This window comes from Novosphingobium sp. 18050 (assembly GCF_902706195.1).
GTDB lineage: Bacteria > Pseudomonadota > Alphaproteobacteria > Sphingomonadales > Sphingomonadaceae > Novosphingobium.
The window spans coordinates 1-23,205 of the sequence record NZ_CACSJO010000045.1; the positions used below are offsets into that span (position 1 = coordinate 1).

A 23,205-nucleotide genomic window follows, 5' to 3' on the forward strand; every position below is an offset into this window, starting at 1 on the left:
CGGCAGAGTAGAACCGTCCATGGCGGGTGTGGCTTTCCTGAAATGACGTCGATCGGCTTAAGCAACCAAATCATACGTTAAATCAGTGCTTTACGCCACATCCGCCAACCCGCGTGAATTTTCCGGGCTAGCTGTTTGGTTGCGGAACGTCATTGGGATCAGGTTGGCTGGGCTATCGCGGATATCGCGTGACGCTTTACCCCTGTCAGCAATGAGGTGCTGTGATGATGCAGATACACCCCCAGGCGCGAACAACGCCTGCAGTGCGCGCGGAGATCGCCCGGTCCTTGTTCATTTTCTTGCTGGGCATATTCGCTCCTTCTCACAAATAGGAGCCTCCGGAAAACCCGGGACGCTTCAAACTGGTTGGACTGCCGTGGGATGGGTCGCGTTGACAAGTGCGGCAATCAATAGCGATCGCGCACCACAAGTAACCCTCGGCGAATACTGCCGTTACAAACCATATAGATAAAGATGACGTAGACCGTATTCACCGCGACACTCCCAGCCCGCACAAGGGTGGAGCGGGGCGCAAACCTTTATATCTTGGCGCGAGTCTGCTTGTGCTCTTCCTGTTCGCTATCGGCGTCACGTGGACCGGCGGTGAAAACCTTGCGCGACCCGGGGTGGACCCCGGTGCCTCCGACAAAACCAAGCGCCTGCAGATTGAATTGAACGCGGCCGGCCCACAACGCCATTGGACTTCGAAATCCAGTCGCCCCCCGCTGTTCCCCCGAGCCCGAAGATCTTGGGCCAAACTTCGATCCCTCCGCCGGCTTTATGAAGGCCTTTAGCCAATGAAAGATTTTTCCTCAAATACGCCGGCAACGCCTGAGGAGGCGCGTCCTCTTCCCTCGCCTGACGAGTTCAGGAACTGCTATTCGACGCCGCAAGGCTTTGCCGCGATGACATGGTTCCTATTTTGCTTGGGGCCGGCGCGGATATCGAGGCAACCGATAAAAAGGGTCATACGGCCTTCGTCCTTGCTTCCTATTATGGCTGGGAGACGACATCATCGCCAATCAGCCATTTTCAGCATGGTCAGACGTTTTCCCGATCCCGTGATGATGGTCGCGGCCATTGACCGCCTCGTGCATCACTCCACCATCATCGAGATGGACGGCGAGCGCTACCGCAAACGCTCCGCGCTCGCCCGCACCTCGCCCACGCAGAACCCCGCTGACAATTGCCCGGCCCAGGTCGCTGAGGAGCATTTTACATGAGACAATCAACCGGCATCCGGGAAAACGCTCGATTAGGTAACTCATCGGCCATCCTAATTGTCGCTGACTGCGCCTGCGGCCAAAAGGCCGACCAAAACCATGCAAACATAAGCCTAATTGTCGCTGGCGTTAATTACCGCATCGCCATCCAGAGCAAGGAAACGTCGCCGGAAATGGGGCCAGCGACAATTACAACTCCGGCCAATTGCCGCTCGCCCGTCGTCCCATCCAAAACCTCATGATAGCCAAAATCCACCACTTGGCGCGCGCCCTACCGGCCTTCGTAGTTGACGCCGACCGGCCAGCGTAATTGCCGCGCTACAATCCCGGTTTTCTAATGGGATCGACCCAATGCCTATGCCCCTTCCGCACCGGGATGGGCTACCTCTATGGCATAAAGGTCTTACCAAATCATGGTTTGACCTGCAACGTCGGCCCAACGCCACCCCGCCGTACCGCAGAGCCGCGCCTGGCGAGTGAAGGCCTGGGACGACATGAACGGGAGTAGCCTTTTTGCCTCGTCTGATTGCTTATGCCGTAAGTTCACTTGCCATCGCCACGCCGGGAATTGTTCTGGGGCAGAACGCCCAGGATGTCCCTCCCCCCAGCGCTTCGGTCCAAACGGATCGGGACGCCGCCCCGGACCGGCAGCCACCCACTGCGCCCGCTGCCGCCGAGGTTCCAGACGCATCCGGCGATACCGATTGGGATTACATCAACACGCTGGGCCACAAAGGCTGGGCGACCCCCTTCCCCAAGATGTCGGATACCGCACTGCGCGATGTCGGCGGCGTCCGTTCGGCGCTGGCCGACGTCGGGATCGGTTTCCTGGGCCTGAGCAAGAACACCGTCCAGTACAACGTGCGGGACTATAACGGTCCCGCCAAATACAACGGCAAGAACCCGACCTACAGCACCGGCATCCAGAGCCTGTTCCTGACGTTCGACACCGGCAAACTGGGCGTGAAGGATGGTCAGATATTCCTCACCCTGGCCGCGATCACCAATGGCCTGAGTGTCGTCAATGGCCCCCGCTATGCCCGTATCGGCGGGCTCGGCTACTACCAGAAGCTGGCCAACGGCGCGGTAGAGATCAAGGCCGGCTATTTCGACAATGCGCAGGAATACGTAGGCACCGCGATCGCCGGCAGCCTGGCCTCGGGAACGCTGGGACCGCAGGCGCGCATCCCGGTGCAGCTGGGCTTCGGCTACAACGGGGTCGGGACGCCGGCGATCAACATCCGGCTGAACGGCAAGAACGGCCTTTACACTAAGTTCGGCGTTCAGCGCGCTGTTCCGCCTGGTGGCGCCACTTCGGAAATCGCGTTCAACGACACCGGCCTGCGCTTCTCGGTGCGCGACGCCAAGGCGCTGTTCGTCGACGAAATCGGCATTAACCAGCCCGCCACCGCGACCAGCAAGTCGAGCTGGTTCCGCGCCGGCGGCATCTACAACACCACCCGCTACCGCAACTACCGCAAGGGCGGAACATCGGAAAACTGGGGCGTCTACGCCGCCTTCGACCAGCAGCTCACCCAGCCGGACGGCGACGCGCCCGCCAAGGGCATCTACGTCGGCGGCTCGGCCAACTATGCCCCGCCGCAACAGAACCTGTTCAGTCAGTACTACGAAGGGCGCGTTTACGGCATCGGCCTGATCCCCGGCCGCCCCAGCGACCTCGCTTCGTTCGTGGCAACGTACAACAGCATCAGCCGCAGCGCACGCGAAGTGCTGCAGCCTGGCCGCGCAACCGAGCCTTACACCATCACCGGCACCGCGAGCTATTCCTACCACTTCGCGCCGGGCTTCTACGTCCAGCCCGGTTTAGGGTTCGCGATCAAGCCGGCCTATTATCCCAAGGCGCCGGTGGCGCTCAATGCCTACCTGAGTATTGCCCTCCTGCTATGACGGGCTATCGAGACGATCGCGCGCATCGGCGGCAGGAAGGGCGTCTGGCCTGCCTCCCGCCGATACCGGGCGCGTCCACCCGCGCCGACCGAATCACAAGCCGGGCAACCGCGAGAGATGCCCGACGATGACCGTAACGAGATCGCTGCCGGCCCCGACGCCACAAGTGCCCCTCTGGCTGCTCGGTCTGATCGCGCTGGGCGCCATTGTGACGGCCCATATCTTCATCCCCGCCCTGCCCCTTGCCGCCATAGACCTGGCCAGCAGCCCGCGCGCGATGCAGCTTACCGTCAGCGTCTACATCGCTGGGCTGGCGGTCGGCCAGCTCGTCTACGGGCCGCTGGCCGACTGGCTCGGCGAACGGCGTATGCTGGTGGCGGGGCTGGCCGTCTACACATTGGCAAGCCTCGCTGCCGGGCTCGCGCCTTCGGCCGAGGCGCTGATCGGGCTGAGGCTGGTGCAGTCGCTCGGCGGCGGCGTCGGGCTGGTGCTCGCCCGAACCATGGCCCGGCGCGGGGTGGAAGATCACGAGGCGACGCGGCGGCTGGCCATGATGAACCTCGTTATCACCCTGGGCCCGGCGCTGTCGCCACTGGTGGGCGGTACGATCAACAACCTCTTCGGCTGGCGCTACATCTTCATGCTGCTAGCGCTGATCGGCGTCGGCAACCTGATCGGCACGTGGCGTCTGGTCCCGACGAGGCACCACGCCCGTCCCGATGGGCAGACGGTGGTCCGCAGTTACCTGCGCCTGATGGTGACGCCCGCCTTCATCGCCTATGCCGTGGCGGGGAGCTGCCTGACCACGCCGATGTACGCGATCATCGGCGCGGCCCCGTTTATCCTCGTGCACCGCTTCGGCTATGCCGTCGAACAGATCGGCCCGATCCTGGCCTGCGCCACGCTGGGAATCTGGATCGGCAGCATCGCGGCAAGCAGGCTTGTCGGCCGGGTGCTGGTGGGCCGCCTGCTGGCGGTTGGGGCCTTTTGCGTGAGCGTCAGTTCCTTCGCTCTCCTCCTGTTCGTCGTGTACGACATGTTAACGATGCCGGCGCTGGTCGCCATCATGGCGCTGTTCCTGTTCGGTGCCGGGCTTTCCGGCCCGCCCGCCTTGGCTCTCGCGATGGGCGTGAACCCGCTGGTGATGGGGTCGGGTTCGGGGCTTTACGGAGCGATGCAGATGGCGGTCGGGGCGCTGAGTTCCTTCGCCGCCGCGCTTGCCGAAGACCCCGGCCACGGCGCCGCCTATACGGTCAGCACGGCAGCCTCGATTGGGCTTTGCGCTTTGCTGGTGGCATGGCGGACCCGACCCCGGTCGCCGCTCCCCGTTCAGCCCCACTGAATGCTCGAACAAAAAATCCCCGTCGACCGGAATGGCCGACGGGGACAAGGGTGGGAGCTTTTCAAAAAGAGCGAGGCGAACAGTCAGGCCGCGACTTTGGCGCCTTGTTCCGATTCTTGCATGGCGCTCAGCAAGCGGCGGGCCTGGTTTACGGCGCCGTCGCTGGCGATGCCGAGGAACGGGCGTTCGGGCTCGTCGTCGATCCGGGCCTGCTGGGCCTGGAGCGTTTCCTCGTCTTCGGTGATCGTGTCGAAGAACTGGTCGAACAGCACTTCGGGCACGCCGCTTTCCTTGGCTGCGGTGGTGCAGATCGTCCAGAGGTAGTGGCTGGTCGTCTCCGTTTCCGGGGTGATAAAGTGGTTGTTGGCGAGCATGAAACCGTTGTCCCGCTTGCCTTCGTAGGCCCCGGTGCCGACTTCGCAGCCGCCCGCATTCACGCGGCAGGTCATACCGATGGTCGGCTCGAAGCGCACTTCCTGCCAGCGATCGACACGGCCCTTGAAACCACCTGCATCGACATAGGACTTTGGTGGGACCGAGTTGGGCATCTTACGCAACAGCGTCACCCGGCGGCCGTCGAACTCCACCTTGGTGTCGGCGGCATAATGCTGTTCGGGATTGCCGCCGATCGTGCGCGCGTGGATGTACGGGACGTGCGTCAGGTCCATGATGTTGTCGATGATGAGCTGCCAGTTGGACTTCACGGGGAAGTTATAGGGGCGCCAGCTCCACCTGGGATCGTCGTGCTCGGGATTGTCGACGATGATCGACGGATCGGCCAGAGCCGGTTCGCCCATCCAGATCCAGATCAGGTGATCCTTCTCGACCACGGGATAGTGCCGCACGTTGGCGGCGGAGGGGATGCGCGTCTGATTGGGTATCCGGGTGCAGGTTCCGCGCCCGTCGAACTCGACGCCGTGATAGCAGCAGCGAATGACGTCGCCATCGACGTGCCCGGCACTGAGCGGCATCGCGCGATGGCTGCACCGATCTTCCAGAGCCGCGATGTCACCCGATTCCGTGCGGAAAAGCACGACCGCCTTGTTCAGATACTTGCGCCCCATGGCTTTCCCGGGCGCGATGTCCGCAGCGAAAGCAGCGACGTACCAAGCGTTGTAAATGAACATATAACTCTCCGTTTATCCGGCTATGGCCCCCGGTCCTGCCGGTCCTGTTTTCTTGATATGAAGATTAGGGAATGGGCCCGCCCCGGCGCCAATTGCATTCCGGCAGAGGCATAAGCAAACCAGAATACCCCGCCCTCCTCCGGCTCGATCAGCGCAAGTACAGCCCGCCGTTCATGTCCAGCGTGGCGCCCACGAAGAAACCGCCTCGGTCCGAGGCCAGGAGCGCGGTCGCCGCTGCGATTTCGCCCACCTGCATGAACCGGCCGATCGGCACTTCGCCTTCGACACGCTCGATCTGCTCGGCCGAAAGGCGGGCCTTGGCGGTGTCGATCGGGCCCGGCGCGATGGCGTTCACGGTCACGCCGCTGCCGGCGAGATACCGCGCGAAATACTTGGTCAGCATGATCGCCCCAGCCTTTGACGCGGCATAGTGCGGTGAAGCGACGGTCCCGCCGTTCTGCCCCGCGAGCGAGGTAATGTTGACGATCCGGCCATAGCCGTTCTGGCGCATGTGCTCGGAAAATATCTGGCAGCTCAGGAAGACGCTGCGCATGTTGATCTGCACGATCGCGTCGAATTCCTCGGGGCTGATGTCCTCGGTCGGCGTGCGCTTGGCGAAGCCGGCGTTGTTCACGACGATATCGACTTTGCCCCACAGCCCGGCGACGTGGTCGCGCGCGGCGAGGAAATGGTCCTTCGCCAGCACGTCCAGCCGCAGCGCGATTGCCGTCTCGCCCGAGGGGTCGAGCGAGGACGCCACCGCCTGCGCCACGTCGCGGTCCACGTCGCTGACCGCGACCCGCCCGCCGCCCGCATGGATTTCGCGGGCGACCGCCTCGCCCACTCCCCGTCCCCCGCCGGTCACGAGCGCGGTGCGCCCCTCAAAAGAAAAGCTGCCGTTTGCGGGGAGCGTAAACTGTTCGGTCATGGTGCGTCCTGAATTTGAGAATCGAAAATGGGCGGGGAAGGCCGGCTTCCCCGCCCTTTGCGTCACTGCCGGATCGACAAGGTGACTCCGTAGGTCCGGGGGGTATTGGTGAAGATCTTCCAATACGTGGTGCCGTTGCCCGGCCGCGCAAGGAAGGAGGTGATGTCGTCCGCATTCACGATCTGGTAGTTGTTGGTCAGGTTCTTGCCCCAGATGCCGATCTGGAAGCGCCCGTCCGCCGTCTCGTAGTTGAGCCGCGCGTTGAGCGTGCGACCGCGCGTATCATCGTGAAGGTTGTCGTATAGCCGCAGCGTATTGGCATCGTCGGTCGAAATGCGGGTCGAGAAGTTGAAATCGGCCTGCGGGGTAAGCGTCGCGCCATTGCCCAGGCGGCCGGTATAGGCCGCACCCACGGCGAAGGAATCACGCGGCGCGAACTTCGCCGGATTGCCCGAATAGTCAAGGTTCACCAGCGGATCTCGCAAGGAACTGTAGTCGCCTACGAGGTGCGTGTAGTTCGCGGTGATGCGCAGGTCCGGCAATGGCCGGATCACGGATTCGATTTCCAGGCCCTTCATCTTGAGCGTACCGTTGTAGGTATGTGCGATGCCGCCCGCGCCCGAGAAGTTCTGCAGGTTCTTGGTCGTCTGCCTGAACAGCGCGATGTTGAAATCGAGCTTGTTGTCGAACAGACGCGACTTGGCGCCGATCTCGTAATTCTCGGCCTTTTCGGGCTGAAGCGGCAGCGTCGGATCGAGATAGGCATTGTCGACGAAGCCGCCCGACTTGAAGCCCTTGGCGAACGTGGCGTACATGTTGATGGTATCGGTCGGCTTGTACTTCACGGTGAAGCGCGGCGTGAAGGCGTTCCAGGTCTTGCCGCCCGATGCGATCACTTCGCCGGGGAAGCCGAAGCCGGGGATCGCGCCTGCGTCGGTGGTCGAGAAAGCGTGATAGTCGATCTTCTTGCGATCCGACGTGTAGCGGCCACCGGCGACGACCGCGAGCCTGTCGGTGATCTCGAAAGTCGCCTCGCCAAACACGGCCATGCTGCGCACGTTACCGTCCTGGACGCGGGTGATGTTCGTCACCTCGGGGTTGCGGCGCAGGGTCGCGTTGACGGCCGAGCCCGGCAGCGGGCTGTAGTTGAAGATGTTGGTGGTCGAAACGTCGGCGGACAGGTAATAGGCCCCGACCACGTAGGACAGCCGGCCCGGCGCCGAGGCGAAGCGGACTTCCTGTGTGAAGCTGCGGTTCTTGACCACCTGGCGGCGATCGAACACCGGAACCTGAGTGGCCACCGGTACGTCGTCGTTGATGGCGCGGCTGTCGTTCATGCGATAGCCGCTGATCGAGGTCAGCGTACCGCCCAGCACGTCGAGGTCGCCGCGCAGGTAGCCGCCGCGCAGCCGCTGCCGGTAGGGCGAGGCCACGTAGTCGTTGTTGGTCCACTTGGCATCGTCGAAATCGCCGAAGGTCGCGGGGATCACCTGGTTGCCGCCGATGCCCAGCTGGATCGCGCCGCCATTGCCCTTGGTGTGGCTGTAGTCGCCCGAAAGTACGATCTTGAGCGTGTCGGTGGGCTCGAACAGCAGCTTGCCGCGCGCGGAATAGCTGTCGGACTTGCCGTAGCGGCCCGACTGATGCGGCGTGTCGATCAACCCGTCGTTGTTCTCGGTACTGAAGGCGAAGCGACCGGCGAGCTTGTCGTCGACCAGCGTGCCGTTGACCATGCCTTCGGTGCGCACGTAGCCGCCGTTGCCGCCGCTGACCTGGGCGTAGTAGTCCGGCTTGAATTCGGGATTGTTGGTGACGACCGCGATCGCGCCGCCCACCACGTTACGCCCGAACAGCGTTCCTTGCGGCCCACGCAGCACTTCGACGCGGTTGGTGTCGTAGAAGTTGGCGTTGAGGTCGTTGTTGAAAACGTAGTAGACGTCATCCATGAAGTAGGCGACCGGCGTATCCAGCGTCGCGGTGCGGAACGTCGAGACGTTTCCGCGAATTGCGACGATCGAAAGAGACTTGTCGGATGTATTTACGGTAATGCCGGGCATCTGCTGCGTCAGCGCGGTGGGGCTGAACACTTGCGAGGCACGCAATTGTTCGCCTCCGAATGCGGCGATGGAAAAGGGCACTTCGCGAACGGTTGATTCGCGCCGTTCGGCGGTGACTACGATGTCTTCCGCGAGTACGTTCGATTGTGCCTGTTCGCCTTGCGCGGTGGCTGCCCTGTCGTCCTGTGCCATGGCCGGGAAACCGGCCATCACGGACACCAAGGCGCACATTGCGCACGACGATTGCAACTTAAGTAACATTGCCGGTCTCTCCTGTAGCAGCGGATTCACACCGCTTGAAGACCGTGAAGCAGCAAAACCGAAAGGCGTGCAATAGCATCATTCCGGTTAATGAATGGTCTGACCACATTCCGATTGGGCCCAGTCGCCGCGTGGCCCTAGCTACGAAATTCGAGAGTTCACCTGCTTCGATTCAACAATAAGGTCGGGGCCGAAGCACCATAGAAAAGCAAGGAAGAGGCTGAAACCATGCAGTCCACTGATAGCGCCGACATGACCCGGGTTGGCCCGGGAACGGTCATGGGCACCATGATGCGCCAGTACTGGCTGCCGGCGTGCATCTCGTCCGAGGTAACCGCGGATGGCGATCCCGTTCGCCTGATGATCCTGTGCGAGAAGCTGATCGCCTTCCGCGACAGTTCGGGCCGCGTGGGCATCATGGACCATCGCTGCCCGCACCGCTGCGCGTCACTGTTCATCGGCCGCAACGAGGAAAACGGCATCCGTTGCGTATATCACGGCTGGAAGTTCGACGTCGATGGCAAGTGCGTCGACATGCCGTCTGTTCCCGCGCGCATGGACTTCAAGGAAAAAGTCCACGCCAAGGCCTACAAGACGCATGAAGCCAATGGCCTGATCTGGGTCTACATGGGCGAGAACCAGGCCAGCCCGCCGCCGCTGCCCGAGATCGAGGCGACTATGCAGCCCGACGCCGAAATCTGGTGCCTGCAGCGCGACTGCAACTGGCTCCAGGCGCTCGAAGGCGACATCGACACCAGTCACGTCGGCTTCCTCCACGTCGGCTCGATCGAGGCGGACGATCTCGAAGAAGATCACCCGATGCGCCCCACAGTGCTTAACCGCGCGCCGGAATACGAAGTCCTCCAGGCCGACTGGGGCGTCATGTACGGCGGCTACCGCCCGAACGACGATGGCCAGATGTCCTGGCGCGTCGCGCACTACATGTTCCCGTTCTGGACGCAGACGCCCAACAACCGCTTCGCTACCCGCGCCATCGCTCGCGCCTGGGTGCCCATGGATGACGAGCATTCCATGCTGTTCGACATCACCTGCGGCGTCGATGCCGGCAACCCCGCCTATACCTCGACGCTGAAGGACGGCACGCCGCTGTTCACGCCTCTGGAATACGCCCCCACCACCACCGACTGGTTCGGCCGCTGGCGCGCGCCCGATAGCGAGCGCAACGACTGGGCGATCGATCGCGAATCGCAGCGCAACGGCACCCAGTTCACCGGCATCCCCAACATCACGATGCAGGACCAAGCTGTGACCGAAAGCATGGGGCCGATTACCGACCACAGCTTCGAGAACCTGGCGCCGACCGACCAGATGATCGCCCGCGTCCGTCGCCGCGTGCTGCTGGCGGCGCGGGCTCTCGCCACCAAGGGCACCCTGCCCCCTGGCATCGAGAACCCCGGCGTATTCTACCAGGCCCGTGCCGGCTCGTTCCTCCACGACCCGAGCGATACGCTGCAGAACGCTTACCAGAGCGCCCTGACGAAGGCTGTTCGCTGGCCTGATAAAGTGGAAGCCGCCGAGTAAACGGACTGAACGAACCGGCGCGATCAAGGCGCCGGCCCAGCACGGAAATAACGTGGTGACGAAACGCATTGCGGTTTGTCCCGCACGCCGATCCATGGCGTGCAGGACCAGCCAACAAACGCATCGCACCGAACGGAGAGAGCGATGCGCACAAGACTGAAGAACATTCGCTGGGAAGCGGAAGGCATCAACAGCTATATCCTGGAGCCCGTGGACGGCGGACTGATGCCGGCTTTCGAGCCCGGCGCGCACGTCGATGTCGCTCTCACCCCCGGCCTTTCGCGCAGCTATTCGCTGGTCAACGACCCGGCGATCCGCGGCTATTACGAGATCGCCGTCCACCATGCGATCGACGGTCGCGGCGGATCGCGCCACATCCACGAAAACTGGCAGGTAGGTCATATCCTCGAGATATCGGCGCCGAAGAACAACTTCCCGATGGTCGAGGATGCTAGCCACACCGTCATGATCGCCGGCGGGATCGGCGTCACGCCGATGCTGCCGATGATCGCGCGCCTCGAAAAGCTCGGCCGGACCTGGGAACTGCACTACGTCGCCGCCAGCCCCCAGCGGGCCGCCTACGTCGATCGCGTTTCCGAATACGACAACGTTGAGATCGCTTACGACGGCATTCCCGGCGGACAACGGCTGGACCTCAAGGCCATCTGCGCCGCTGCGCCGGCCGACGCGCACCTTTACTGCTGCGGCCCCGGCGGAATGCTCGACGCCTTCGTCGCGACGAATGCCGAGCGCCCCAAGGGCCACGCCCACATCGAGTATTTCTCGGCGGAAACCGAAATGGCGACCGAGGGCGGCTACACGCTCGAACTGGCGAAAAGCGGCAAGTGCATCACCGTCGAGGAAGGCGAGACGATGCTCGATGCGCTCCTTTCGGCAGGGGTCAACATCGGCTTCGCCTGCTCGGAAGGCATCTGCGGCACCTGCGAGGTCAAGGTCCTCGACGGTGTTCCCGACCACCGCGACCATTTCCTGACGGACGAAGACAAGGCGGCGAATACCTCCATCATGGTATGCTGCTCCGGGTCGAAGACCGCCAACCTGGTGCTGGACCTCTGATGCCAATCCGCAATTCTTCCGGTTTTCCAATGGAGTGCCTTCTTTATTATGCCGCCGGCCCGGCTAAATCATGCAATGGTCTGACCAGAAAATAAGTAAACGCGGCCTGGAACGGTCGAGAATTGAGGAGAGGGTCTTGGCGGTCGTAACGTTGGAAAATACCGAATCTAAGGGGATGCTGGACGACTTGCCCATGTCGTCGTTCCAGGTCTGGTCGATCCTCATGATCGCGGCCACCGTCATCCTCGACGGGCTCGACAACCAGATGCTCGGGCTGGCCGCCCCCTCGCTGCTCAAGGAATGGGGCATCGGCCGAGAAACGCTGGGCACCGTGTTCGCGCTGGGCTTCGTCGGCATGGGCATCGGCACCCTCACCTCAGGCTATGTCGGCGACCGCTTCGGCCGGCGCGGGGCGCTGATCATCGGCGTCGCCATTTTCGGCATCGCCACCCTGCTGACCGGATTTTCCAATGCGCTGTGGCAGGTCGCCCTGCTCAAGACGGTGGCCGGCGTCGGACTGGGCGGTGTCCCCGGCACCGCCAGCGCCATGATCGCGGAGTTCACGCCGGTCCGCTGGCGCAGCGTCGCCGTCACTTTCGGTGTTGTGTGCGTGTCGATCGGTGGCATCCTGGGCGGGGTTGCCGCCGCGTTAATCCTGCCGGGACTGGGCTGGCGCTGGCTGTTCTACATCGGCGGCGTGGTGACGATGCTGTTCGTCGCCCTGCTTCATTTCATCCTGCCTGAATCCCCGCGTTATCTGGCCGAGCGCCCCGAACGCGCTGACGAACTCGACCGCATCCTGCGCCGCATCGGCCATCCCGATCCCGCCTCCGCCGCGCATGTGCCGCTGGTCAAGGGCGAGGCGCCGCGCTACGAACCCATGAGCAACCTGTTCGGCCCCGCTCTCCTGCGCGATACGCTGGCGCTGGCGCTGGCGATGTTCTCCGGCATGTTCATGATCTATCTCATGTTCAACTGGGCCCCCACCATGCTGACGAGCGCGGGCTTCGGCCTGCAGACCGCAAGTCTGGGCCTCACAAGTTTCAACATCGGCGGGACGATCGGCGCGCTGGTGGCCTCTTTCGCAATCATCCGCTTCGGCTCGCGCCCGGTGCTGATCACGATGGCGATCGTGGGCGCACTGGTCTGCGCGACGCTGGCGGTGCTTCCCATCAGCGGCGGACGCAACGAACCCACGATCCTGGCCTGCCTCGGCGCCCTCGGACTGTTCGCAAGCGCTGCCCAGTCCGCCATGTTCGCGGTCGGCGCGCACGCCTTCCCCACTGGCCTTCGAGCACGCGGCCTTGGGCTGATGGGCGCTTCGGGCCGTGTCGGCGCTATCGTCAGCGCAGTGGCAGGCGCGGTCCTGATCGACTGGGGCAACTTTGGTTTCTTCGGCGCGCTTGGCGTGCTGATGCTGGTCAATGCACTCGGCTTCGTGGCAGTGCGCGGGCATGTCCCGCGCCTCGCCAACAGCCGGTAAGGAGCGACAGAGTGAGCGACGCTTTCGACTATATCGTGGTCGGCTCGGGATCGGCCGGCAGCCTGATGGCCAACCGCCTTTCGGCCGATCCGGCCAACCGGGTGCTGCTGATCGAGGCCGGCCCTTCGGACAGGAAATGGCCGGTCAACGTCAAGACCGCGATGCCGGTCGGCAACATCTTCCTGCTGCCTCACGAAAAGTACAACTGGAAACAACAGCTCACCGGCAATGCTGCGGTCGGCAACCGCACGATCAACTTCCCGCGCGGCAAGCTGTTCGGCGGCAGCAGTGCGATAAACGGCGGCGTCTATATCCGGGGCCAGAAGGCCGACTACGAAGACTGGGAAGCCGTCGGTAACACCGGCTGGTCCTACGAAGACGTCTTGCCCGCCTTCAAGGCCGTCGAGAACTACGCCGGACCGGAAAAGCCATGGCACGGCAAGGGCGGCGAACTCGATGTCCAGAAGCCGCGCTCGTTCAACCCCATCGCCGGCGCCATCATCGACGCCGCCGCACAGGCCGGCCACTACCGCAACGACGACTTTGCCGGCGAGCGGCAGGACGGTTTCGGCCGCTACGACCTCAACCAGCGAACCGGCACCCGCTTGTCGAGCGCGCGCGCCTTCCTCCATCCCGCGCTCGGCCGGGACAACCTGACCGTCATGGACGAGACGATGGTGCGCCGGATCGTCTTCGATCGCGGCCGCGCCGTGAGCCTCGAAATCGACAGAAACGGCGTGCGCGACACTGTTGAGGCGCGCCGCGAAATCATCCTGTGCGCCGGCGCGACCAACTCGCCGCACCTGCTGATGCTGTCGGGCATCGGACCCGAGGAGCACTTGCGCGAAGTGGGCGTCACCCCCGTGCACAACCTGCCCGGCGTCGGTGCCCACCTGCAGGACCATCCCACCGTCCACGTCGCGATGGAGAACCCTTCGGCGGAATCCTATGCGATCTCGCCAAAGGCCCTGCCGCGAATCCTCGCCAGCCCATTCCGGTATCTGGCGAAGCGCGAAGGCATGTTGGCCTCCAACGTGGCGGAGTGCGGCGGCTTCCTATGCACCGACGGCACCGGCAGGCCAGACATCCAGATCACTTTCCTGGTCGGGCTCAAGCTCGACGCACGCTCGATCCCGCGCCGCCATGGGTACATGGCGCTGATCCAGCTCCTGCGGCCCAAGAGCGCGGGATCCGTCCGCCTCGCCAGCAACCGCCCGGAGGACAAGCCGGTCATCGACCCCAACTTCTTCGCCGATCCCTACGACATGAAGACGCTGATCGCCGGTTTCCGCGAAGCGCGCCATATCCTCTCACAGCCTGCTCTCGCTGGTATGACCGGGGCGGAGATTGAGCCGGGGCTGCAATACCAGAGCGACGCCGAAATCGACAGCGCTCTGCGCAAGATCGTCAACACCGCCTACCATCCCACCGGCACTTGCAAGATGGGCCCGGACAGTGATCCGATGGCGGTCGTAGACGGACGCCTGCGCGTGCGCGGCGTATCGGGCCTGCGCGTGGTCGATGCCTCGGTCATGCCCGCTATCGTCAGCGGCAACACCAGCGCGCCGACGATGATGATCGCCGAGCGCGCCGCCCGTTTCATCCTGGAAGACGCCCTCACGTCGAACATCGCCGCCTGATCGCGGCCCGGAGACTTTCATGAACATGATCACCGTCCCTCCCCGCCCCGCGCTTCTCGCCACGTCCGAGCAGGACATGCTGATCGACGGCAAGCGCGTACCCGCCCTGTCCGGCAAGCGCTTCGAAACCCGCAACCCCGCTACCGGCGACCTGCTCGCCACCGTGGCGCAAGGCGCTGCCGAGGACGTGGACCGCGCGGTCAGATCCGCCCGCGCCGCCTTCGAAGGGCCGTGGCGCCGGATGAAGCCGGTCGAGCGTCAGCGCATCATGCTGCGCCTTGCCGATCTGGTGGAAGAAAACTACGAAGAACTTGCGATGCTGGACACGCTCGATCTGGGCGCACCTTATGCTCGCACGATCATGGGCAAGGCCCGCGCCGGCGCGCTGCTGCGCTATTACGCGGGCCAGGCAACGCTGATCACCGGCGACACCATCGACAATTCCGCGCCGGGCGACGTGCTGTCGCACTCTCTCAAGGAGCCGATCGGCGTCGTGGCTGCGATCAACCCGTGGAACGGCCCGATCGGCATGTCGGTGTGGAAGGCCGGCCCGGTTCTCGCCGCCGGTTGCACCCTGGTGATGAAGCCGGCCGAACAGACCCCGCTTTCCGCGCTGCGCTTTGGCGAACTGTGCCTTGAGGCCGGCGTGCCTCCCGGTGTCGTCAACATCCTGACCGGCATGGGCGACGCGGGCGCGGCCCTTTCCGCCCATCCCGATGTCGACAAGGTTGCTTTCACCGGCTCGACCGGCGTGGGCGAGAAGATCCTGCGCGCCGCCGCCAGCACGATGAAGCGCGTCACTGTTGAACTGGGTGGCAAGTCCCCGAACATCGTCTTCGCCGACGCCGATCTCGACAAGGCGGTGCCCGCCGCCGCAATGGCGGTGTTTGCCAATTCCGGGCAGATCTGCTCGGCAGGCACGCGCCTGTTCGTCCAGTCGACGATCCACGACGAGTTCATGGAAAGGCTCGCCGCCTTCACCAGAACGATCAGGGTCGGTGATCCGCTCCACCCCGATACGCAGATCGGCCCGGTCGTCTCGGCCCCGCAGATGGAGAAGATCCTCGGCTTCATCGATAGCGCAAACGCCGAAGGCGCCACCCCGCTGGCCGGCGGCAACCGCCTAACCGGCGTGGGATACGACGGCGGGTACTTCATCGAGCCGACGATCTTCAGCCACGTCACCGACGACATGACCATCGCGCGCGAGGAAATCTTCGGGCCGGTGCTCGCCGCCTTCACCTTCGACACGGTCGAGGAGATGCTTTTGCGTGCCAACGCAACCGAATTCGGCTTGGCCAGCGGCGTGTGGACCCGTGATCTCGCCACCGCCCACCGGATGAGCAGGGGCCTTCGCGCCGGTTCGGTTTGGGTCAACTGCTACCAGATGCTCGATCCGGGCGTACCGTTCGGCGGCTACAAGATGAGCGGCTTCGGCCGCGAATCCGGCCCGCATCACATCGAGGATTACCTCGAAACCAAGTCGGTCTGGATCAAGCTGGACTGAGTCAGCGGCCCGTCATTGCGGAACGGGGGGAATTCGTCGCCTCGTTCATTCGGCGTCATCTCCGCGCAGGCGGGGATGACCGCGATACGATCGGGCGGGGCCAAGCCCTAGACCCAGCCCGAAGCCCTGAGATCGCGCTCTCCCGCTTCCGGCCGCTCCTCCTTGGCCGCCGCGCTCACCAGGCCGAGAAACCGTCGCTGCGTGGCGGTAGGCCGCCAGCTACGCCGGGTGGTGATCCCGACGGTGCGCCTCGATCCCTCCAGCGGCGGCCCGATCTGGGTGAGCAGGCCGCTGCGGATCTGCAGCGCCACCTGGTCCGGGGACAGCAGGGTGAGGAAATCACCCTCGGTCAGCAGGCGGCCGATAATCATCACCGAACCGCATTCGATAGGCGTCACCGGCGACAGCCTACCTCCGAACAACTTCTCCCACTGCTCGCGCAGCGGCGAATTGGCGGGGCCGACGATCCATGGATGCGACGCCAGTTCCTCGATCGTCGGCGATTCGACGGCGGCCAGAGGATGCTGGCTTCCCGCGGCGACGACCAGGCGGTCCTCCGACAGCGGAAGCTGGTAGAGGTCGGCGATTTCATGCGGGCGCAGCGCCCCGATGATCATGTCGATCACCCCGTCGCGCAGCGGCTCAACGAGTTCGCGCCAGCTTCCCTCCAGCACCTTGAACGCCGCGCGTGGATCGCTTCGAGCCATCCGCGCCATCGCCGTCGGCACCAAGTAAGGGCGAGCCAGCGGCAGGGCCCCAAACGAAATCAGCTCGCTGCCGCTGTCCATACCGATGTCGGCGATCGCCGCGACGATTTCGGCCACAGCCAGCCTTGTACCGCGCGCCAGCCGTTTCCCGGCGGCATTCAGCCAAACCGCCCGGCCACGCCGCTCCACCAGCTTGCCCCCGATCATCTGTTCCAGATCGCCGACCGCGCGATGCACCCCCGTCAGCGACAGCGTCGTCCCGTTTGCGGCGGCCGCAAAGCTACCCGCTTCGGCCAGCGCGAGAAACGCGCGCAGCTGCGTCATCGTCATCAGCCGCTCGGGATACTGGAACACGCCCGAAAGGCCCTTGGCGGCCTGCGAAAGATGATCGAGCGCCGCATGCGCCCGTTCGATCACGATCTCGCCGACGGGCGTGGGCACCATGCCGCCCGAACGCCGTTCGAAGAACGTATAGCCGAACTGGCGCTCCAGCTTGCCCAGCCCTTGGGTCAATGCCGGCTGCGAAAGGCTTACCACGTTGGCGGCGGCGGTGATGCTCCCATGCTCCCGGATCGCCAGTAGCGCGCGCAAGTGCCGCAGGTTGAGGTCGAAAGGGTCGGTTGCCATGGAGCGTACTCTTATTGTTATCCGCAAGCGCATCGTGCCTTGCTCGCGCGGTCCCTTACGGTAACGAACAACCACGGGCCCGCCAACATACGAAAGATTTAATGGACCGACCATTAGTGCAATGGTACGACCATTGCGATGGCGCACGGTGTTGCGCCTGAACAATCGGCCGATCAGGAGGATGCCCGATGGATTTTGAACTACCCGACGAGATCAGGGAATTTTGCGACGTCACGCGCGACATCGTGCGCGACCTGCTTCCCCACGAAATCGAATTCCAGCAGACCGGCAAGGTGCCGCCGATCGTGCGCCAGACGCTGATCGACAACGGCTATTTCGGCATGGCCCTGCCCGAGCAGTACGGCGGCCTCGGCCTTGGCGCCTTGGCGCAGGCGGCAGTGCAGATCGAGCTTGCCCGCCTCCCCCCCCAGTTCTGGACCGAACTGCGACCGCTGATGGGCCCCGGTGCCAAGAACATCATGTACCATGGCTCCGAAGCCCAGCGCGAGGCGCTCATCCCCGGCATGTGCACGGGCGAAATTCCGATCGCCTTTGCCCTGACCGAGCCCAACAGCGGGTCCGATCCGGGTTCGATGCGCACCACCGCCATCCGCAATGCCGACGGTTGGGTGATCAACGGCAGCAAGACCTACATTTCGAACGGCAAGAACGCCAAGTACGTGATCGTTTATGCCTATACCGACAAGTCAGCAGGCGCACGGGGCGGCATTTCGGCGTTCCTGATGCCGGCGGAGACGCCCGGCTTCTCCGTCACCGGGACGATCGAACTGATGGGCACCGCGACGCCGGGCGTCTACGAACTCGGCTTCAACGAGTGCCAACTGCCCGCAGATGCGCTGATCGGCGAGGAAGGCCGTGGCTTCCACTATGCGCTCGAAGGTCTCAACGAGGGCCGCATGAACGTGGGCGCCACCGCTGTCGGCATGGGCGAATATGCCCTGGAACTGGCGATCGAGGAATCCAAGGTCCGCCCGGCGTTCGGCGGCGTGATCTCCGACTTCCAGGCCATCCGCCACTACATCGCGACGATGGCGACCGACATGCGCGCTGCACGGCTGGTCCTGCTCGACGCCTGCTGGCGCTACGACAACGGTGAAAAGAAACGCGAACTGGCGTCGATGGCCAAGCTTTTCGCGACCGAAGCGGGTTCGCGCACGGTCGATACGGCGGTCCAGATCTTCGGCGGCTCGGGCTATTGCCGGGGCTTCGCGATCGAGCGCCTGTACCGCGACATCCGCATCACGCGGATCTACGAGGGCTCCTCGGAGATCCAGCGCAATACGATCGCCCGCGAACTGCTGCGCTGACGATCGCTTGCCGCATATTGGGGCGGGGGAGCATAGCTTCCCCGCCCTTTTTTTCGTTCAGCCCAGGTTGCGCGCAGCCTGCAAGGCCGCGATCGCCTCGTCGTCCAGCCCCAGTTCCCGCAGCAACCGTGGCCCGTCTTCACCAAGCTGGGCGACGTGATTGCGCGCTTCCACCCGCGACCCACTCATGCGGAAGGGCGGATTGGGAACCTTGAACGCGCCCGCACCGTCGCTAATTTCGGTGAAGGCGCCGCGCGCCGCCAGTTGCGGATCGGCAAGCACATCGGCCATGTCTCGGTAGCGCCCGCAGGGCACGCCATGCGCGGAGAGGATTTCTTCGGCCTCCTGCGCGCTGCGCTCCAGCGTCCATTCCTCCACCAGCGATAGCATCGTCGCCCAGTTGGCATTGCGATCGGCATTGGTCGCAAAGCGCGGGTCCTGCTGCCATTCGGGATGACCGATCGCCTGCGTCAATTGCTCGAAATTGCGGGGCGACGTGGGCGCGACCATGATAAAGCCGTCGTTCGTCTTTAGCGGCGTATAGAGCGGTCGTCGGGCGTCGCCGGGGAACTGCGTCTCCTGCGTTTCGAACACCAGCATCCCAACCATTGCCTCCAGCATCGAGAGGTCGATGCTCTGCCCCTCGCCGGTCTTTTCGCGTTGGTAGAGTGCCGCCTGGATCGCCCCGAAGGCATGGGTTCCACCCAGCACGTCGGCGATGAAGATGCCGCTGGTCGCGGGCCGGTCCGCGCCGTCCTGATAGCGCAAGTTCACCATGTCGAACCCGCTCGCCGCGTGGATCACCGGCGCATAGGCGGGATAAAGCGCCTTGGGCCCGGTTTGGCCATAGCCCGAGACCGAGCAGTAGATCAGGCGCGGGTTAATCGCCCTTAGCGTTTCATAGTCGAGCCCGAAGCGCTGCATGACGCCCGGCCGGAAGTTCTCCACCAACACGTCGCAGCTTTCCACCAGGCGGCGGATCAGGGCGATGATCTCGGGCGACTTGAGATTGCAGGCGATGCTCTGCTTGCCGGCGTTGAGATTGCCGAAGTAGGCGCTGAAGCCATCGCGCCGGGGCGGCCGCGCGCGAACCTGATCGCCTTCCAGGGTTTCTACCTTGATCACCTGCGCGCCCAGGTCCGCCAGCATCCGCGTTGCGAACGGCCCCGCCATGACGGTCGTGAAATCGAGCACCCGCACGCCGTCCAGCGCACCGCCACGAATAGTATCTGCCAACGCCTTCACTCCCGCCCAAGGACCAATTATCGAATGGTCTGACCTATCGCACATCTGCGAATGGGAGGTCAATCACTCGTCAGTTGAGCCCGGTCTTGGCGGCCTTGCTGTTCTTGCGGACATGGCGGTGCACCCGCTCCAGATGCTTGCGCATTTCGGCGGCGGCGGCGTCGGGGTTCTTTTCGCGCAAGAAGCGCACGAGCTTGAAGCGGGATTCGATCAGCGACTTCTGCAAGGTCTCGTACCCCGGCCCCTGGACGAATTCGTGCAGGATCGCCGACAGCGAATCCACGAAAATGCCGAAGATGCGGTTCTTCGTCGCGCGCGCCAGCACCCCATAATAGGCGACGGCGCATTGATAGCGCGCCTCCACGCTACTTTCCTTACGGGTGCGCTCCGCGATGGCTTCGAGGTCGGCGAGATCGGCTTCGGTCGCCCGCTCGCACGCCAGCCGCACGATGATGTCCTGCATCGCCAGCCGCGCCTCGGTCAGTTCGTTGAGAGAGATGTCTCCGAGATGGACGTAGTCCTGCATCGCCTGCACGATCCGGTCGGGCTCCGCCGTCTGCACGAAGGCGCCGCCCTTGGCGCCTTTGACGTTGCGAATGATCCCGGCTACTTCCAGGCTGCGCAGCGCCTCGCGCAGCGCGCTCCGGCTGACCTGAAATTCGACCGCGAGTTCGCGTTCCGGCGGAAGCTTGTCGCCGGCGCGGAGCGTGCCCGCCGCTAGCTGCGCGCGAATCTGCTCACAGATGACCTCGAACGCCCGGCGGGTCTTAATGGGCGCAAAGCTGGGCTTTGCCGGCGATGGGTTCATAGCGCATGTGCTCCAAGGACAACTGCCGAGCTATACCGCGCAACGCCAAACCGCAATGGCCGGACCGAACGACATTGACACCGCGATCCCATTGTATAATGGTCCGACCATTGGCAAATGGAGGTGTACATGAAGATCCTCGTGCCCGTAAAGCGGGTCATCGACTATAACGTGAAGCCGCGGGTCAAGGCCGACGGCACGGGTGTTGATCTTGCCAACGTCAAGATGAGCATGAACCCGTTCGACGAGATCGCGGTGGAAGAAGCCATTCGTCTCAAGGAAGCGGGCAAGGCCGAAGAGATCATCGCGATCTCGGTCGGGCCGGCAAAGGCTGCCGAAACCCTGCGCACCGCGCTTGCCATGGGCGCCGACCGGGCGATCCTGGTCGAGACCGACGCCGAGGTCGAGCCGCTGGCCGTCGCCAAGATCCTGAAAGCCATCGTGGGTGAAGAAAACCCCGGCCTGGTGATCCTGGGCAAGCAGGCGATCGACGACGATTCGAACCAGACCGGCCAGATGCTCGCCGCGCTGCTGGGCCGCCCTCAGGGCACCTTTGCCAACAAGATCGACATCGACGGCGATTCGGTTGCCGTCACCCGCGAAGTCGACGGCGGTCTGGAAACGGTGAAGCTGACGCTTCCCGCCATCGTCACCACCGACCTTCGCCTGAACGAGCCGCGCTACGCTTCGCTGCCCAACATCATGAAGGCAAAGAAGAAGCAGCTCGATACCAAGAGCCCCGCCGACTACGGCGTCGACATCACGCCGCGCCTGAAGACCCTCAAGGTTTCCGAGCCGCCGGTGCGTTCCGCAGGTATCAAGATCGCTGACGTCGACGCGCTCGTCGCGAAGCTCAAGGAAATGGGAGTAGCCTGATGAAGACTCTTGTTTGGGTTGAGCACGACAACGCCGTCGTCAAGGACGCCACCCTTGCCGTCGTCACCGCTGCTGCAAAGCTGGGTGAAGTGCACCTGCTGGTTGCCGGTTCCGGGTGCCGCGCCGTGGCCGATGCCGCCGCGCAGATCGCGGGCGTGGGCAAGGTTCACCTTGCCGACAACGCCGCCTACGAGCATGGCCTGGCCGAAAACGTCGCCCCGCTCGTCGCCGAGTTGATGGGCCATCACGATGCCTTCGTGGTGCCTGCCACCTCGACCGGCAAGAACATCGCGCCGCGCGTTGCTGCTTTGCTCGACGTGATGCAGATCTCGGACATCCTCTCGGTCGAGGGCGAGAAGACTTTCACGCGTCCGATCTACGCGGGCAATGCCATCGCCACCGTCGAATCGAGCGACGCCAAGCTGGTCGTCACCGTGCGCGGCACCGCCTTCGCCAAGGCTGAGGCCACCGGCGGCTCGGGCGTCGTCGAGGACGTTGCGGGCGCCGGCGATGCAGGCCTCTCAAGCTTTGTGGGCGCAGAGCTTGCCAAGTCCGAGCGTCCGGAGCTGACCAGCGCCAAGATCATCGTTTCCGGCGGCCGCGCGCTGAAGGATTCGGAGACGTTCGAGCAGGTGATCATGCCGCTCGCCGACAAGCTCGGCGCTGCCGTCGGTGCTTCGCGTGCTGCGGTCGACGCGGGCTATGTGCCTAACGACTATCAGGTCGGTCAGACCGGCAAGATCGTGGCCCCCGAAGTCTACATCGCGGTCGGCATTTCCGGTGCGATCCAGCACCTTGCGGGCATGAAGGATTCGAAAACCATCATCGCCATCAACAAGGACGAGGACGCCCCGATCTTCCAGGTCGCCGATATCGGTCTCGTCGCGGACCTGTTCAACGCAGTGCCGGAACTCACCGGCAAGCTTTGAAGCCTGCCGAAATTGCAAGAATACGGGGCTTCCATGATTGAACGCGAAGAGATGCCTTATGACGTCGTCGTCGTCGGCGGTGGACCTGCCGGCCTGGCCACGGCGATCCGGCTCAAGCAGGTCGATCCCGAATTGCAGGTCTGCGTATTGGAAAAAGGCTCCGAAATCGGCGCCCACATCCTCTCTGGCGCGACCATCGACCCCAAGGCGCTCGACGAACTTCTGCCGACCTGGCGCGAGGATGGCTGCCCGCTCGCCGAAACCCCGGTGACCGACAACTGGCACTGGCACATGACGAAGAAGGGCAAGTTCTCCCTTCCGCATGCGATCCAGCCGCCTTTCATGTCGAACAAGGGCAACTATACCGGATCGCTGGGCAACCTGTGCCGTTGGCTGGCGGAACAGGCCGAAGCGCTCGAGATCGAAATCTTCCCCGGCTTCCCGGCTGCCGAGATCCTCTATAGCGACAATGGCGCCGTGCTGGGCGTGCAGACCGGCGACATGGGCGTCGACCGCGAAGGCAACGAGAAGGGCGATTTCCAGCCGGGCATGAACCTGCTCGGCAAGTACACCGTCTTCTGCGAAGGCGC

17 protein-coding genes and 1 pseudogene are annotated in these 23,205 nt (G+C 63.9%); 12 read left to right on the forward strand and 6 right to left on the reverse strand.

All coding sequences use genetic code 11. The annotated features are described in order from the left end of the window. Positions 1 to 1,043: 1,043 nt before the first annotated feature. The 3 genes and pseudogenes from GVL61_RS25360 to GVL61_RS23245 all read left to right on the forward strand — a co-directional run. Positions 1,044 to 1,223 (forward strand): annotated as a pseudogene (locus tag GVL61_RS25360) (ATP-binding protein); the annotation flags it as partial. Positions 1,224 to 1,736: 513 nt separating this feature from the next. Further along, positions 1,737 to 3,131: a carbohydrate porin gene (locus tag GVL61_RS23240; protein WP_159983459.1), complete on the forward strand. Its 1,395-nt coding sequence runs from the start codon at positions 1,737 to 1,739 to the stop codon at positions 3,129 to 3,131. Between the two features lie 127 nt (positions 3,132 to 3,258). After that, a complete protein-coding gene (locus tag GVL61_RS23245; RefSeq protein ID WP_159983461.1) occupies positions 3,259 to 4,473 on the forward strand; it encodes an MFS transporter in 1,215 nt (404 codons plus the stop codon). 83 nt (positions 4,474 to 4,556) lie between these two features. Here GVL61_RS23245 and GVL61_RS23250 read toward each other — a convergent pair whose 3' ends face one another. The 3 genes from GVL61_RS23250 to GVL61_RS23260 form a co-directional block, all read right to left on the reverse strand. Continuing rightward, a complete protein-coding gene (locus GVL61_RS23250) occupies positions 4,557 to 5,600 on the reverse strand; it encodes an aromatic ring-hydroxylating dioxygenase subunit alpha (protein WP_159983463.1) in 1,044 nt (347 codons plus the stop codon). A gap of 148 nt (positions 5,601 to 5,748) precedes the next feature. Then, positions 5,749 to 6,528, reverse strand: a complete 780-nt coding sequence (locus GVL61_RS23255; protein WP_159983465.1) for an SDR family NAD(P)-dependent oxidoreductase — start codon at positions 6,526 to 6,528, stop codon at positions 5,749 to 5,751. A gap of 62 nt (positions 6,529 to 6,590) precedes the next feature. Beyond that, positions 6,591 to 8,795 carry a TonB-dependent receptor gene (locus GVL61_RS23260; RefSeq protein WP_159983485.1) on the reverse strand — a complete coding sequence of 735 codons (2,205 nt, stop codon included), beginning with the start codon at positions 8,793 to 8,795 and terminating at the stop codon, positions 6,591 to 6,593. Positions 8,796 to 9,074: 279 nt separating this feature from the next. On the opposite strand from GVL61_RS23260, the gene GVL61_RS23265 reads away from it, so the two are divergent. The 5 genes from GVL61_RS23265 to GVL61_RS23285 all read left to right on the forward strand — a co-directional run bounded on the left by GVL61_RS23265 (position 9,075) and on the right by GVL61_RS23285 (position 16,095). After that, positions 9,075 to 10,388 carry a Rieske 2Fe-2S domain-containing protein gene (locus GVL61_RS23265; RefSeq protein ID WP_200844932.1) on the forward strand — a complete coding sequence of 438 codons (1,314 nt, stop codon included), beginning with the start codon at positions 9,075 to 9,077 and terminating at the stop codon, positions 10,386 to 10,388. Between the two features lie 144 nt (positions 10,389 to 10,532). Next, a complete protein-coding gene (locus tag GVL61_RS23270; protein WP_159983467.1) occupies positions 10,533 to 11,465 on the forward strand; it encodes a PDR/VanB family oxidoreductase in 933 nt (310 codons plus the stop codon). Between the two features lie 136 nt (positions 11,466 to 11,601). Further along, entirely contained in the window at positions 11,602 to 12,948 is a 1,347-nt protein-coding gene (locus GVL61_RS23275) for an MFS transporter (RefSeq protein ID WP_235037872.1), read from the forward strand. Positions 12,949 to 12,959: 11 nt separating this feature from the next. Further along, positions 12,960 to 14,588: a GMC family oxidoreductase gene (locus tag GVL61_RS23280; protein WP_159983469.1), complete on the forward strand. Its 1,629-nt coding sequence runs from the start codon at positions 12,960 to 12,962 to the stop codon at positions 14,586 to 14,588. Between the two features lie 19 nt (positions 14,589 to 14,607). Continuing rightward, a complete protein-coding gene (locus GVL61_RS23285; RefSeq protein WP_159983471.1) occupies positions 14,608 to 16,095 on the forward strand; it encodes an aldehyde dehydrogenase in 1,488 nt (495 codons plus the stop codon). A gap of 107 nt (positions 16,096 to 16,202) precedes the next feature. Here GVL61_RS23285 and GVL61_RS23290 read toward each other — a convergent pair whose 3' ends face one another. Beyond that, positions 16,203 to 17,429 carry a LysR family transcriptional regulator gene (locus tag GVL61_RS23290; RefSeq protein WP_159983473.1) on the reverse strand — a complete coding sequence of 409 codons (1,227 nt, stop codon included), beginning with the start codon at positions 17,427 to 17,429 and terminating at the stop codon, positions 16,203 to 16,205. Between the two features lie 188 nt (positions 17,430 to 17,617). Here GVL61_RS23290 and GVL61_RS23295 point away from each other — a divergent pair, with 188 nt between their 5' ends. After that, a complete protein-coding gene (locus GVL61_RS23295; RefSeq protein ID WP_159983475.1) occupies positions 17,618 to 18,757 on the forward strand; it encodes an acyl-CoA dehydrogenase family protein in 1,140 nt (379 codons plus the stop codon). A 57-nt stretch (positions 18,758 to 18,814) separates the two neighbouring features. On the opposite strand, the gene GVL61_RS23300 is transcribed toward GVL61_RS23295, so the two are convergent. Together GVL61_RS23300 and GVL61_RS23305 are read right to left on the reverse strand one after the other, a co-directional pair. Then, positions 18,815 to 19,993, reverse strand: coding sequence for a CaiB/BaiF CoA-transferase family protein (locus GVL61_RS23300; protein ID WP_235037873.1), 1,179 nt, complete (start codon positions 19,991 to 19,993; stop codon positions 18,815 to 18,817). A gap of 79 nt (positions 19,994 to 20,072) precedes the next feature. Beyond that, complete coding sequence (locus GVL61_RS23305) at positions 20,073 to 20,810, reverse strand: FadR/GntR family transcriptional regulator (RefSeq protein WP_159983477.1); 738 nt, start codon at positions 20,808 to 20,810, stop codon at positions 20,073 to 20,075. A gap of 129 nt (positions 20,811 to 20,939) precedes the next feature. On the opposite strand from GVL61_RS23305, the gene GVL61_RS23310 reads away from it, so the two are divergent. The 3 genes from GVL61_RS23310 to GVL61_RS23320 form a co-directional block, all read left to right on the forward strand. Beyond that, a complete protein-coding gene (locus GVL61_RS23310) occupies positions 20,940 to 21,686 on the forward strand; it encodes an electron transfer flavoprotein subunit beta/FixA family protein (protein WP_159983479.1) in 747 nt (248 codons plus the stop codon). Further along, a complete protein-coding gene (locus GVL61_RS23315; RefSeq protein WP_159983481.1) occupies positions 21,686 to 22,615 on the forward strand; it encodes an electron transfer flavoprotein subunit alpha/FixB family protein in 930 nt (309 codons plus the stop codon). Before GVL61_RS23310 ends, GVL61_RS23315 begins: the two co-directional genes overlap by 1 nt. A gap of 33 nt (positions 22,616 to 22,648) precedes the next feature. Then, a partial coding sequence (locus GVL61_RS23320; protein WP_159983483.1) for an NAD(P)/FAD-dependent oxidoreductase occupies positions 22,649 to 23,205 on the forward strand: 557 nt, incomplete at its 3' end.